This window comes from Alteromonas sp. Mac1, from assembly GCF_001562125.1.
In the GTDB taxonomy this organism is placed as follows: domain Bacteria; phylum Pseudomonadota; class Gammaproteobacteria; order Enterobacterales; family Alteromonadaceae; genus Alteromonas; species Alteromonas stellipolaris.
Genome location: NZ_CP013932.1, coordinates 2,143,088 through 2,157,073 on the forward strand (window position 1 = coordinate 2,143,088; position 13,986 = coordinate 2,157,073).

Below are 13,986 nucleotides of genomic sequence, written 5' to 3' on the forward strand. Positions count from 1 at the left end.
TAAAAATTAGACGGTAGAAATACTACCGCGACCACCTAACCAGGAGAATTCATGAAAACACCACTGCTATCGTTATCACCAATTGCTATTGCAATGCTTGGGCTAATGGCATGTTCACCCGCACCTGAAACAAGCCAAACCACTCAACAAACGCCGCCAGCAGTAGAAACTGAAAGCCAAACTGATTCAGCACGAGTTAATGCTTTTTTTGAACGCACTTTCGAAGAAGATCTCAAAAGCTCGCCTATGTTTCAAAGCTACCTAGGCATCAAGTGGGACTATGATAAGTGGAATGATGTTTCTGAAGAGCAAAAAGAAAAAGACATTGCCAAAGCAAAAAATCGCCTTGAAACTATTGAAAGTTTCGATACAACTAAGCTGAGCGAGCAAGAAAAATTAAGCCTTCGTTTATATAAATTGGGTATTGAAAGAGATTTAGCTAACGATGAATTTCGTCATCACAGCTATGTAGTACACCAATTTCGTGCCGCCCATACCCAAGTGCCTAGCTTCTTAATTAATATTCATGGTGTAAAAAGCAAAGAAGACGCACAAGCCTACATTAGCCGTCTAGACAATGTGAGCGAATATTTTAAACAAGTTATCGAGCAGATGAAGCTACGTGAGCAAGCAGGCGTATTTCCCCCTGCTTGGGCTTATGAGCAAATGATTGCAGCATCACAAAATGTGGTTACTGGCGCACCGTTTGATACCAGTGATACCCCCTCCACTATTTGGGAAGATTTCAATACAAAGGTCGATAACCTTGAGCTTGATGATGTAGAAAAAACCACCCTACTAGGTGAAGCGAAAGCCGCGCTAGTTACGTCTGTAATGCCGGCTTACAAAGACTTTATTCAAGAATTAGAACATCAAAAAACCATTACCCCTGAAGGTGACGGTGTATGGCGCTTGCCTGATGGCGATAAGTGGTATCAAAACCGCTTAAACTGGTTTACTACCACTGATTTGACCGCTGATGAAGTGCATCAGATAGGCCTTGATAATGTTGAGCGTATTCATGCTTCTATGCGCGACATTATGAAAAAGGTGGAGTTTGAGGGTACGTTGCAAGAGTTCTTCGTTTTCATGCGTGAAGATAAGCAATTTTATCTTCCTGCTACCGATGCCGGACGTCAGCAGTACCTAGATGATGCAACCAAAGCCATTGACGACATGCGCGATGCTTTGCCAGATTACTTTGGTATTCTCCCTAAAGCGCCTATGGTAGTTAAGCGTGTTGAGGCGTTCCGTGAGCAATCAGCAGGTAAGGCCTTTTACCAAAGCCCAGCGCAAGATGGCAGCCGCCCTGGTACGTATTACGCGAACCTTTACGACATGAGCGCCATGCCAACTTATCAACTAGAAGCATTGGCGTACCATGAAGGCATTCCTGGCCATCACATGCAGCGCGCCATTGCACAAGAACTTGAAGGTGTACCTCAGTTCCAAAAATTCCTAAGCTTTACCGCGTACACCGAAGGATGGGGGCTATATTCCGAAGAGCTAGCTAAAGACATGGGTTTTTATCAAGACCCATACTCTGACTTTGGCCGACTTGCGATGGAATTGTGGCGCGCATGCCGACTGGTTGTTGATACCGGTATTCATGCTAAAAAGTGGAGCCGTGAAGAAGCGGTGACCTATTTAGTTGAAAACACGCCTAACCCAGAATACGATGCACAAAAAGCAATCGAGCGTTATATCGCCATGCCGGGCCAAGCCACAGCCTACATGATTGGTAAGCTTAAAATTATGGAGCTACGAGAAAAAGCCATGACTGAGCTAGGTGATAACTTTGACTGGGCCGGTTTTCATGATGAAGTGCTTAAACATGGGCCTGTTCCACTTTCAATTTTAGAGGAAAATATTAATACTTGGATAGCCAGTCAGAAAGCTAGCTAGTAGTTCATTCAAGAATTAAACGGGTTCTGTTAATGAACACGGTCGTTATTGAAACCGTTATCTACGCGATTTAATAGCCAACAGTTATGAAACTTAAAGCAGCCTTAAGGATAACCTTCCGGCTGCTTTTTTGTGTCATAATTAACAAAATTAAAAAAATGTGGGATTTTTTATGTTTGCACGAAATAGATCTGGAAGCAGTCGGGTCTTATCCAACATGAAAGCAAAACACAAACGATACGAAGCGCTCGTCAATGCGTTTCATGCAGATATATTTCGCTATGCATACTGGCTGGTTAAAGACCGCTCGGTTGCGGAAGATATTGTGCAAGAAACCTTTTTAAGAGCATGGCGCTCACTCGACTCACTCAACGATGAAAAAGCGGCCAAGTCATGGTTAATTACCATACTGCGCCGTGAAAATGCTCGTCGTTTCGAACGTAAACAATTCGATACTGTCGATATTGATGATGTGTCGGTGCATGATGAAACCCAAGATGCAGAAGTCGATGTACAAGACAGAGAGCTGCATCGTCTATTAGGCGGGTTGAGCGACGAATACCGCGAGCCCCTTGTTTTACAACTTATATTTGGGTTTAGCGGTGATGAAATATCACAGCAACTGAATTTAAATAAAAATACCGTAATGACACGATTATTTCGAGCAAGGAACCAATTGAGAGAGGCATTAGAAAGGCAAAATGAACAGAGAGGTCAGGCAAATGGATGAATTAGAATTTAGGCGTCGAATTTACGCCGATCCAGAAACCACTGACAGTGATGTTATCGCCGCAGCGAAAGCTGATGAGAGCAAACGTAAGTTCTGGAATGAACAAAAGCAATTCGATAAGCAGTTAAAACAAGCTGTAAAAGTAGATGTGCCTGAAGATTTAAAGCACAAACTTATTTGGCAGCAATCGGCGAATGAATTTGCAAGCTATCAGAAGCGAAGCCGCTGGTATGTGGCTATGGCTGCAAGCGTTGCCTTTACCGTGGGGATAGGTTTTACCATGTGGTACCACCAACCGGTTAGCATTGGCGGGCAAGCACTTGCTCATATGCAATATGCGGAAACGGAGCAAGCTCACACATTCTTGCCAGTAGATTTAGAACAGGTAAATGCGAAACTAGCCAGTTTTGGTGGCAGCTTTACTGACATGATTGGGGATGTTGAAGTAGCCAATTACTGTCACTTAAGCACAGTAAGAAGCTTGCATCTTATCGTTGACACCCCACAAGGTAAAATGTCTGTATTTATTGTACCTGAACGCAAAGATGTCAGAGTACCCGCTGAGTTCGAAGACAAGCAATACCATGGCGAAAGCATAAAAATGCAGCATGCAAATATTATGGTAGTGGGTAATAAAGGCGCCGATTTAACTGAAATGAAAAAGGCCGTTGCCGACAGAATTCACTTTTCTGCTTAGCGTATGCTATACCAAAACAGCGGTGTCAGCTTTTTTAAATAGCGTTACACCACTATTTAGATTTACAATTTATAATCGGCCCTCGCGGCCGATTTTTTATACTAATGTATAAGATAAAATAGCGTTGCTATCGAGTAGGAATATTTAAACACTGCATAGTTTACTTTATACTATCGTCTAATAAAAATAACATCTGGTTTCGTTTTCGCTGTCTTGGTTTCACTCTTGCGGTAATAAGAAAACGCGTATTCCCCTATGAATAAATGCTTTAGCTGTGCTGTTCCCCCCTTTTGTTACTATTTTTTTCAGAAAGCCCTTACCTGTCTTTTTGCGTTACTAATTACCCTTACGTCAGTGAATGCGGTTGCTAACAACGTATTAAGCGAAGAAGAAAAATTTCGTCAATTAGGCAACCTCGTTAACACCATCATGTACATGTGGAATAGCCCTTCTGGTTTGAGTGATGATGAGATTACAAAATTAATCTTAGCTAGCGAAATTCAGCAGGATTCATCAGAGATTGGCAAGGTAATCAAAACTGTTCTTTATCACTTAGATGGTTCTTTATCGACATCAGATTCAAAAATCCCCCTAGATTTGGCTGAGGAAGCATCGCCAGCTGATTGGGCGTACCTTAAGAATATTAATGTAAGCCGGTATATTGCTTTAAAAGCGGTCTTTATTATGTATAAAACTGCGAATGCTCATTTAGATACTGGTGAACGTCTAGAGTACAGTATTCCCCTACTCTATTCGCTTAAACAAGAAGCCTTAAAAACTTCGGATCATCACGCAGTCGCCATAGCGAGTATTTGGCTTGCTATGGAATACTCGGAAATAAATCAAATGAAAGCGGTTGTGGAAATCGAGTATGCACTACCTTTCTTAAAACATATTGACTTAGAGAACGGCCTAGAGACTTCACTTAATAAAAGAATGGCGCACTCATGGCTCGCCGATGCCTATACCACCCTTAATGACTACAGTCGCGCTGTCACTCATCAGCAATTTGTCATAGAAGATAGCAAGGAACACGACATTGCTACGTCATATGTCTACATTGGAGTAATCAATAGTCTAAACCACTTACAGCGATTCGATGATGCTTTCACAATGGTGGATGAGGCTGAACAAGTTTCTATAAAAAAACAAAGTGCTCCACAAACTCTATTCAGTTTATGGTTGAAAGTAAGTGTTTTTTTACACCGAGATGAGCCGAACGATCGAGAGCAAATAATAGCGTTAACTGAGAATTTGTCTCACTTTGAAGGCATTGCTCTTCCAACCAATATAAACCTATTACCCGTACTTTCCGCACTCAAGACAACTTATTTAGCACTTGAAGGCAGTGACGCTGAATTTAAAAAGGCGATGGACACATTAACTTCGGATTTTAACTCACAAGCCAAGCACTCTTCTTACAGCACATCAATTTTGTTGAGTAAGCATGCTCATCTTAGCGACCTATATAGATTAAGAGGTGATTTTAAGAATGCTCTTCTCCACCAACATGAATACGATTTTATTAGAAGCCAACCAAATGGATCATATGCCCACTTGGATGAGTTAAACATCGATTCAGCGTTGCAGCGAGACATCACAATTAACATATTGCAAGAAATGGCTCGGCTAAAAGACAAACAAAACCTAAAATTAAAGGCTGATCGTTTTCAAGCCCTCTCATTTGCTTTGGTTGCCGTAATGTCGACGTTTCTGCTTTTCTGGTTTTGGCGTAGACAACGCTCCCGTGCTAAAGCCAGTGAAATTGATGATTTAACAGGCGCCCTTTTTCGACGCGCAATGTTTAAAGAAATCGCAAAGCCCATGTCCAATAAAATTGCATCTTGTTTAGTGCTTATTGACCTCGACCACTTTAAGCAAATTAATGACAGGTACGGTCATGTGGTGGGTGACGAAGTGCTAACAAAATTTGGACAAGTCGTTCGCCAACGTATTAGAAAGACAGATAAGTTCTGCCGTTACGGCGGTGAAGAATTCTTGTTGTATTTACACGATACAACAGAAGAAAACGCGAACGCCTTGCTTGAAGATATAAAAATATCGTTAGAGAGCCATCAAAACTGGTCAAATACTGAAGCGACCTTCAGTGCCAGCTTTTCTGCCGGCGTCATTCAGGTAAAAGGTGAGCGCAATATCAATAAGATTATTAAGGCATGCGATAACTTACTCTATCGCGCTAAAAGTACCGGCAGAGGTAAGATAGAAACCATGTCGTTCACCGCTTATTTGAACGAAAACATATAACATCTGCTTTCATTTTGACCTTGATAGGTTTCTACATTTAGAAAACTTTATCGAGCTTTGCACGTACTCAACATATTCAAGGTTAATGACTGACGTAGAGAGTCTTTGCTATTGATGTTAGCATTGCATGAAAAAACATAGGGAATTTATATGGCTACGGGTACGATCATTTCATTGGGACTCTATTTTGCTGTCATGCTGGGTATCGGTCTTTTCGCTTACCGCCAAACAGATACTAATGTAGAAGGCTACATGTTAGGTGGCCGGCAACTTGGTCCAGCCGTAACTGCATTATCAGCCGGTGCATCAGATATGAGCGGATGGATGCTCATGGGTCTTCCAGGTGCAATGTACGTTTCAGGCCTTTCCGCCGCGTGGATAGCCGTTGGTCTTGTTCTAGGTGCATTAGCCAATTACATTTTAGTCGCACCTCGTTTAAGGGTTTATACCGAGGTGGCTAATAACTCCATTACCCTCCCCGATTATTTTGAAAATCGCTTTGCTGACAATTCTCGCTTACTTCGCGTGATTGCCTCTGTGGTGATTGTTATTTTCTTTACCCTTTATACTTCTTCTGGCGTCGTCGCCGGCGGAAAGCTTTTTGAAACTTCATTTGGTCTATCCTACGAAACGGGTTTATATGTCACTGCGGGTGTAGTGGTTGCTTACACACTGGTAGGTGGCTTTATGGCGGTGAGCATGACCGATTTCGTACAAGGCTGCATCATGTTTATATCCTTGGTACTCGTACCTGCAGTGGTTATCACTGAACTTGGTGGCATAGGCGCTTCTATTAATGCACTCGACACTATTAACCCAGCACTGTTCAATGCTTTTATGGACGCATCGACCAATGAAGCTATCTCGGTAATTGGTATCATATCTTTGATGTCTTGGGGTGTAGGTTATTTCGGACAGCCACACATTATTGTACGCTTTATGGCAATCCGTTCGGTAGAAGATATTCCTACCGCTCGCAGAATTGGTATGAGCTGGATGATTGTTTCTATTATTGGCGCGCTAATGACAGGCTTGTTTGGCCTTGCTTATGTTACGGGCAATGGAAATAACATCGACCCTGAAACTGTCTTTATTTACTTATCTCAAATTCTATTCCACCCGCTAATTGGTGGCTTCTTACTTGCCGCTATTCTCGCGGCCATCATGAGTACTATTTCATCACAGCTATTGGTGACATCAAGCTCGTTAACTAGCGATTTCTATCAAACCTTTGTTAGACGTGATGCGTCGGATAAAGAACTGGTCATTGCCGGTCGCGTTAGCGTAGTGGCGGTCGCCCTTGTTGCTATCTTCTTAGCCTACGACAGAGACAGCAGTATTCTAGATTTAGTGAGTAATGCATGGGCTGGTTTTGGTGCGGCATTCGGACCACTGGTATTGTTTAGCTTGTTCAAACGAGAAATGACTCGTCGTGCAGCCCTTGGCGGCATGATTGTGGGCGCTGTAACCGTATTACTGTGGATTTACCTACCGGTGACAATTAACGGAGAATCGTTAGGTAGCTGGATGTATGAAATTGTTCCTGGGTTCATTCTATCTAGTCTGACCATTCTAATACTGAGCAAATCAGGTACGCCTCGTGAAGGAGTGCTTGAAACCTTTGATGCCTTTCAAAAGAAACTTGAATCGCATAAGTAGCCGATAGATAGTTATTTAAAGCCCCGTTTTACGGGGCTTTTTTGTAAGTTTAATTTCTTAATTGTTGCACTATTTACTGATAGTTTGAGTATGCAGTAGATGCGACTGATGCCTTAAATTTCGTCGCTTATGCAAAAATTGTATGACAGTTTTATTTCTTGGAATAAGGTGGCTATTTTAAATAGCTAAATCGCATACTACATTAGTAAATAAATGTGTTATTGTTCTATGCATAAAAATAACTCGTATATAACTTTATCTTATATAACATAAATCGGACTCGAAAATGACTGCAAGTATCCCGTCTGTTACGCATCTGAAACAACTCGAAGCCGAGAGCATTCAAATTTTCCGTGAAGTTGCTGCGGAATTTGATAATCCGGTCATGCTTTACTCTGTCGGAAAAGACTCTTCGGTGTTGTTGCATTTAGCGCGCAAAGCTTTTGCCCCAGGTAAAATTCCATTTCCATTGCTTCACGTAGATACTACGTGGAAATTCCAAGAAATGATTGAGTTTCGAGACCAGCAAGCTAAAAAGCATGGTTTCGATCTGTTAGTACACATTAATGAAGAAGGTGTTGAGCAAGGTGTTGGTCCATTCTCGCATGGTTCAGCAAAGCACACTGATATCATGAAAACGGCCGCACTTAAGCAAGCGTTAAACAAATATAAGTTTGATGCAGCCTTTGGTGGTGCACGTCGTGACGAAGAAAAATCTCGTGCAAAAGAGCGTGTTTATTCGTTCCGTGATAGCAACCACCGTTGGGATCCTAAAAACCAACGTCCTGAGCTTTGGAACATTTACAACTCTCAAGTTAACCCAGGTGAAAGCATTCGTGTGTTCCCAATGTCCAACTGGACTGAGCTTGACATCTGGCAGTATATCTACCTAGAAAACATCGACATTCCTCAGCTTTACTTGTCGAAGCCTCGCCCTGTTGTTGAGCGTGATGGTGTATTAATTATGGTAGATGATGAACGTATGCCAATGAACGAAGGCGAAACGCCTGAAATGCGTTCAGTACGTTTCCGTACCCTTGGTTGTTACCCATTAACAGGTGCTGTTGAGTCTACTGCGGCTACCTTGCCAGAAGTTATTCAAGAAATGCTACTGACCAAAACTTCTGAGCGTCAAGGCCGCGTGATTGATCACGATAGCTCTGGCTCTATGGAGAAGAAGAAAATGGAAGGGTATTTCTAATGGCCACCGACAACGTTGTTTGGCACAAGCACGAGGTGAATAAAACCACCCGCGCTGCAAAGCTGAATCAATCGCCTCGCGTGTTCTGGCTTACCGGCCTAAGTGGTTCTGGTAAGTCTACTCTGGCCAACTTGCTTGAGAAAAAACTTCACGAGCAAGCCAAGCACACTTACCTATTAGACGGTGACAATGTGCGTCATGGCTTATGTGGCGACTTGGGTTTTAGTGATAAAGACCGTGTAGAAAACATTCGCAGAATCAGCGAAGTTGCAAAACTGTTTGTTGATTCTGGCACGCTGGTTTTAACGGCCTTCATCTCTCCTTTTAAAGCGGATCGCGACTATTGCCGTGGCCTTTTAGAAGACGGCGAATTTGTTGAAGTGTTTATCGACACACCTATCGAAGTGTGCGAAAAGCGCGACCCGAAAGGGCTTTATAAGAAAGCGCGTAGCGGTGAGATTAAAGATTTCACTGGTATCGACTCTGCTTATGAGGCGCCGGAAAAGCCTGAGATACATTTAACGTATCAAGATGAACCTGCAGAGCAAACTGCTGAACGCTTATATGCGTTACTGCAAGAAAAAGGACTTGTGTAATGGCCCAGGCTAATACAATGACTAATACACTGGCACAAACCATTCTTCGCATTGCTAAAGAAGCAGGCGATAAAATAATGGCGATTTACGATAAAGATTTCGCCATTTATGAAAAACAAGATACCAGCCCGCTAACCGAAGCAGACTTAGCGGCGCACAACGTAATTGTTGATGCCCTTGAAAAAGAATCTGACCTTCCTATTTTATCGGAAGAATCGGCAGATATTTCATGGGATGAGCGCAAGCAATGGCAGTCTTACTGGCTTGTTGACCCGCTTGACGGCACGAAAGAATTCATCAAAAAGAACGGTGAGTTCACGGTAAATATTGCGTTGATTGAAGACGGCAAACCTACTATGGGTGTGGTGTACGCACCAGCACTTAACAAAAGCTATGTAGGTATTGTGGGTGAAGGCGCATGGACTGAAGTAGACGGCGAATTTACTGCTATTTCTGCACGCAAGCACGATGGTGCACAAGTATGGAAGATAGTCGGTAGCCGTTCTCATCAAAGCCCCGAAATTCAAAATTTACTGTCTCAATTAGAGGGTGAAACTGAATTAGTGGCCATGGGAAGTTCATTGAAGTTATGCCTAGTGGCTGAAGGTGAAGCTCACCTTTATCCTCGTTTAGGCCCTACTTCTGAATGGGACACAGGCGCAGCCCATGCTGTAGCCTTAGCTGCAGGTGCAAATGTGACTGTGCTAGACCCTAACGATCCGTTAAATGACAACGCCGACGCTCTTACTTACAACCAAAAAGAGTCTGTGTTAAACCCCTTTTTCCTTGTGAGCGCATAACATGAACAACGAAAACAATTTATTAAAGCAAGACATACTGTCTTACCTTGAGCAGCACGAACAAAAAGACATGCTACGTTTCCTTACATGCGGAAGTGTAGATGACGGTAAAAGTACCCTAATTGGTCGCCTACTTCATGATTCAAAAATGATTTATGAAGACCAACTTGCTGCTATCACTAAAGACAGCAAAAAATCGGGTACTACTGGTGAGAAAGTCGATTTAGCCCTATTGGTTGATGGCCTTCAGTCAGAGCGCGAGCAAGGTATTACGATTGATGTAGCATACCGCTACTTCTCTACTGATAAGCGTAAGTTTATCATTGCTGATACTCCAGGACACGAGCAGTACACACGTAACATGGTAACTGGCGCATCTACATGCGACCTTGCCATCATACTTGTTGACGCCCGTGGCGGTGTAAAAGTACAGACTAAACGTCACTCATTCCTAGTATCTTTGTTAGGTATTAAGCACGTTATTGTTGCTATCAACAAAATGGACTTAATGGATTACTCTGAAGAAGTGTACAACCAGATCAAGCAAGACTATCTGAAGTTTTCAGAGCAATTGGATATTCCAGATATTCAATTCGTACCACTTTCTGCACTTGAAGGTGACAACGTAGTAAACGTGAGCGAACACACACCATGGTTCGATGGTATTCCGCTTATGCAGATGCTAGAGAACACAAAAATTGGTGAAGACGATAATCATGATGATTTCCGTTTCCCTGTTCAGTACGTGAACCGCCCTAATCTAGATTTTCGTGGGTTTGCCGGTACGGTTGTATCTGGTCAAATTGAACCAGGCGATGAAGTCACTGCTCTTCCTTCTGGTAAAACGTCGAAAGTAAAATCGATTGTGACTTTTGAAGGCGACCAAGAGCGTGCTTATGTACCTCAAGCGGTTACCCTTACACTAGAAGATGAAATTGATATTTCACGTGGCGACATGATTGTTAAATCAGGTAACTTGCCACTACTTTCTACCCAATTTAAAACGCATTTGGTATGGATGGACGAAGAACCACTTATGCCAAACAAGCAGTTCTTGTTTAAGTTTGCTACCAAGTCAACGACAGGTGTTGTGTCTCATATCGATAACCAAATTGATGTGAACACCCTTGAAGAAAAAGATGCGATGCACCTTAACTTGAATGAAATTGGTGTAGTAGATGTGAAGTTCACCCAAACCGTAGCGTGCGACCCATACAAGCGTAACCGCCCTACGGGTTCTTTCATCGTTATTGATCGCATGACTAACAGCACTGTTGGTGCAGGTATGATCATTGATGAACTTGCTAAAGATGCACAACACGCTTCTCCAGACTTCTCAGAGTTTGAATTAGAGTTTAATGCTCTAGTACGTAAGCACTTCCCTCATTGGAGCGCTGTGGACATTAGCAAGCTGTAAAAGCAGGACTGGAAAATATATGGATATTAACCAGTTTATCGTGCTGGCGATTTTCGCCAGCACGATTTTTGCGCTGATTTTTTCAAATCAGCGCCCGTCTACTGTTTTTTCAGGCGCCGTGTTATTACTATTGGTTTCTCAACAATTGTCACTTGATGACATTTTGTTGAACCTAACCAACAAAGGGTTAATCACCCTTGTCTTGCTGCTGTTAGTCAGTAGTGCAATTGACAAAACTGCGTTAATAAAGCGTATTGGTCGAAAGCTCGTGAGTACAAGCTTCTCTAAATCGTATTGGAAACTGTTTTCACTCACCTTCGTCTCATCAGCGTTGTTGAACAATACGGCTATAGTGGCCAGCCTTATAGGGCCTATTAAACAAAACCAATATCACCCCGCTTCCCGCTTACTTATTCCGCTTTCTTATGCCGCCATACTTGGTGGAACGGTGACCTTAATTGGTACCTCGACCAACCTGATTGTCGATAGCTTTTTACAAGAGCATGGTCATCCTGGATTTAACTTTTTTGATTTCACACTATATGGGCTAGTTGCCGGTTTAAGCTGTGGCGTACTGATGTTTGTGCTCACGCCATTACTGCCTAATATTGCGAACAAGAACGACAACTACCAAGAGTACATGGTTGAAGCGAAGGTAAACTCAGGTTCAGAGCTAATTGGCAAAACCGTTGAGCAAAACCACCTTCGTAATTTACCTGAATTATTTTTGGTTGAAGTGGTTCGCGACGGTAACCTTATTTCTCCCGTTGGTCCCGACTTAGTGATTGCAGAAAACGATAAACTTATCTTTACCGGCAATGTGCAAAAGCTTGATAACTTAAGCCACATAAAAGGGTTAACCACCTTTGCTGAAACCGACGGCATTTTGCGTGAAAGCTTAACCGAAGTGGTGGTAGCAAACCGCGCTCAAATTATTGGGCAAACCATTAAAAACCTCGGTTTTAGAGCATTGTTCGATTCGGCCGTAGTGGCGATTCGCCGTGACGGCGAGCAGTTATCAGGTAAGTTGGGTGAAATAAAACTTAAAGCAGGTGATTTTCTATTACTTGCCGCTGGGCCAGATTTCAATACTCGACAAAATTTAAGTAAAAACTTCTTTATATTGTCTGAGCAAAAAATCTCTCGCCCGCTAACTAACCGACAGGAATGGATAACCCTTGGCGGTTTTCTAACTGTAGTAACGTTAGCCGCGGCTGATATTATTTCACTCGCGATGGGTCTGTTGTTTTTGGCTGCCGTATTGATTGGTTCCAAGGTAACAAACAACGGTGAGATGAAGCGTAATTTACCGCTTAACCTAATTATCGTGATTGTTGGGGCGTTAAGCTTAGCCACGTCGTTAGAGTCTTCAGGGGTTATTGCCATTTCTACTGCGCAGTTAATTCCGTATTTGGCCGACACCGATTGGTTTATTGCGTTAATCGTAGTGTATTTCGCTACCTTACTGTTGACGGAATTTGTGACCAATAACGCAGCTGCTGCGCTCATGTTCCCTTTTGCTTATGGACTAGTTGAAATCATAGGCGCACCACTTATGCCATTCGCATTAGCGGTTGCCTTTGCGGCAAGTGCTAGCTTTATATCGCCGTTTGGATACCAAACTAACTTGCTAGTATTCAATGCCGCTAATTATAAATTTAGCCACTTTATTCGAATAGGGTTACCTATCTCGTTACTGTATAGCGCTATCGTGCTCTGCTTATTGAACTTAACGTATTTAAGTCATTAACAGGTAAGCACGCGATTGACGAGGTATAGTCGTCATTAAAGGGCCAGTATTCATTCAATACTGGCCTTTTTTATATGTGCGGCATTACTATAAGTACAAATAAGCCCCTCTACTACGCATTCGACACAAGTTTTTACTAAAAACAGGTACAGTTCTTTAAGCAGCGCCTGTACTTAGCTTCGCTATATCAGTAACCTAAACAAAACTAATATAATATTTCATCTCGGAGCAACGGATGCATTCAGTATCAAACCCCTTTCAAGCGTGTAACGATATATTCTTTCGGCCTAATGGCGTATTTAAAGCTGTTGGTGAGAAAAACAACTGGAGTTGGTTTCCTTTTATTATTGTTATGATGATGACCTTGTCGTCTCAATATTTGTACGTAAACTTCGTTGATATTGAATGGTTTGCGAATATTAATATTGCAGCCCAAGATGCAATGAGTCCGGCAGAAGAAGACCAAATGCGCGCCTTTTTCACTAGAAACACCCTCATGCTTTCCCAGTTAATAGGTGCATTCTTTGCACTTACCGTGGTTAACGCTATTTTTGCCGTTTATTTAAATTTAACAACACGCAGTGACGACAGTCATGTTTTCGGCTTTACGGATTGGTATGGCTTTACGTGGTGGGTGTCTATGCCTTACGTGGTAACGGGTCTTATTGCTGCTGCACTTATTATGTTTGCGGGCGATCACCAAATATCCCCTGCCATACTTGCTCCACTGTCACTTTCTTACATACTAGGTATTGAAATGACATCACCATGGTTCGCGTTTGCACAGGCTATTCGCGTTGAGTTGTTCTGGACTATCTATCTTACGATGGTAGGTATCACTCAATGGACCTCGTTCTCTACGAAAAAGGCAGCAATTATTGCTTCCGCTCCTTACGCCGTGATTTACGGTATTTGGGGTGTTTTCGCACTTATTTAAGTTCTGCACCACTTTCAATTCACTTCTTA

11 protein-coding genes are annotated in these 13,986 nt (G+C 42.5%); all 11 read left to right on the top strand.

What is annotated here, in order from left to right; genetic code table 11:
• Window positions 1-51: 51 nt before the first annotated feature.
• The 11 genes from AV939_RS09105 (at window position 52) to AV939_RS09155 (ending at window position 13,957) form a co-directional block, all read left to right on the top strand.
• The gene (locus AV939_RS09105) at window positions 52-1,905 is read left to right on the top strand and encodes a DUF885 domain-containing protein (RefSeq protein ID WP_061997589.1); all 1,854 of its coding nucleotides are present in this window, start codon (window positions 52-54) and stop codon (window positions 1,903-1,905) included.
• A 172-nt stretch (window positions 1,906-2,077) separates the two neighbouring features.
• On the top strand, window positions 2,078-2,635 hold the full coding sequence (locus AV939_RS09110) for a sigma-70 family RNA polymerase sigma factor (protein ID WP_057793054.1): 558 nt from the start codon (window positions 2,078-2,080) through the stop codon (window positions 2,633-2,635).
• The gene (locus AV939_RS09115; RefSeq protein ID WP_057793056.1) at window positions 2,628-3,332 is read left to right on the top strand and encodes a DUF3379 family protein; all 705 of its coding nucleotides are present in this window, start codon (window positions 2,628-2,630) and stop codon (window positions 3,330-3,332) included. The genes AV939_RS09110 and AV939_RS09115 overlap by 8 nt, the downstream gene beginning before the upstream one ends.
• A gap of 255 nt (window positions 3,333-3,587) precedes the next feature.
• Window positions 3,588-5,597, top strand: a complete 2,010-nt coding sequence (locus AV939_RS09120; RefSeq protein WP_057793058.1) for a GGDEF domain-containing protein — start codon at window positions 3,588-3,590, stop codon at window positions 5,595-5,597.
• Window positions 5,598-5,747: 150 nt separating this feature from the next.
• Entirely contained in the window at window positions 5,748-7,256 is a 1,509-nt protein-coding gene (gene putP / locus AV939_RS09125; RefSeq protein ID WP_057793060.1) for a sodium/proline symporter PutP, read from the top strand.
• Between the two features lie 286 nt (window positions 7,257-7,542).
• Window positions 7,543-8,457, top strand: a complete 915-nt coding sequence (gene cysD, locus AV939_RS09130) for a sulfate adenylyltransferase subunit CysD (protein WP_013784935.1) — start codon at window positions 7,543-7,545, stop codon at window positions 8,455-8,457.
• Window positions 8,457-9,053, top strand: coding sequence for an adenylyl-sulfate kinase (cysC, locus tag AV939_RS09135; protein ID WP_057793062.1), 597 nt, complete (start codon window positions 8,457-8,459; stop codon window positions 9,051-9,053). Before cysD ends, cysC begins: the two co-directional genes overlap by 1 nt.
• Window positions 9,054-9,070: 17 nt before the next feature.
• Complete coding sequence (gene cysQ / locus AV939_RS09140; RefSeq protein WP_057796271.1) at window positions 9,071-9,853, top strand: 3'(2'),5'-bisphosphate nucleotidase CysQ; 783 nt, start codon at window positions 9,071-9,073, stop codon at window positions 9,851-9,853.
• A 1-nt stretch (window position 9,854) separates the two neighbouring features.
• The gene (cysN, locus tag AV939_RS09145; protein ID WP_013784938.1) at window positions 9,855-11,270 is read left to right on the top strand and encodes a sulfate adenylyltransferase subunit CysN; all 1,416 of its coding nucleotides are present in this window, start codon (window positions 9,855-9,857) and stop codon (window positions 11,268-11,270) included.
• 19 nt (window positions 11,271-11,289) lie between these two features.
• The gene (locus AV939_RS09150) at window positions 11,290-13,020 is read left to right on the top strand and encodes an SLC13 family permease (protein WP_057793064.1); all 1,731 of its coding nucleotides are present in this window, start codon (window positions 11,290-11,292) and stop codon (window positions 13,018-13,020) included.
• A gap of 235 nt (window positions 13,021-13,255) precedes the next feature.
• On the top strand, window positions 13,256-13,957 hold the full coding sequence (locus tag AV939_RS09155) for a YIP1 family protein (RefSeq protein WP_057793066.1): 702 nt from the start codon (window positions 13,256-13,258) through the stop codon (window positions 13,955-13,957).
• The last annotated feature ends 29 nt before the right edge of the window (window positions 13,958-13,986 follow it).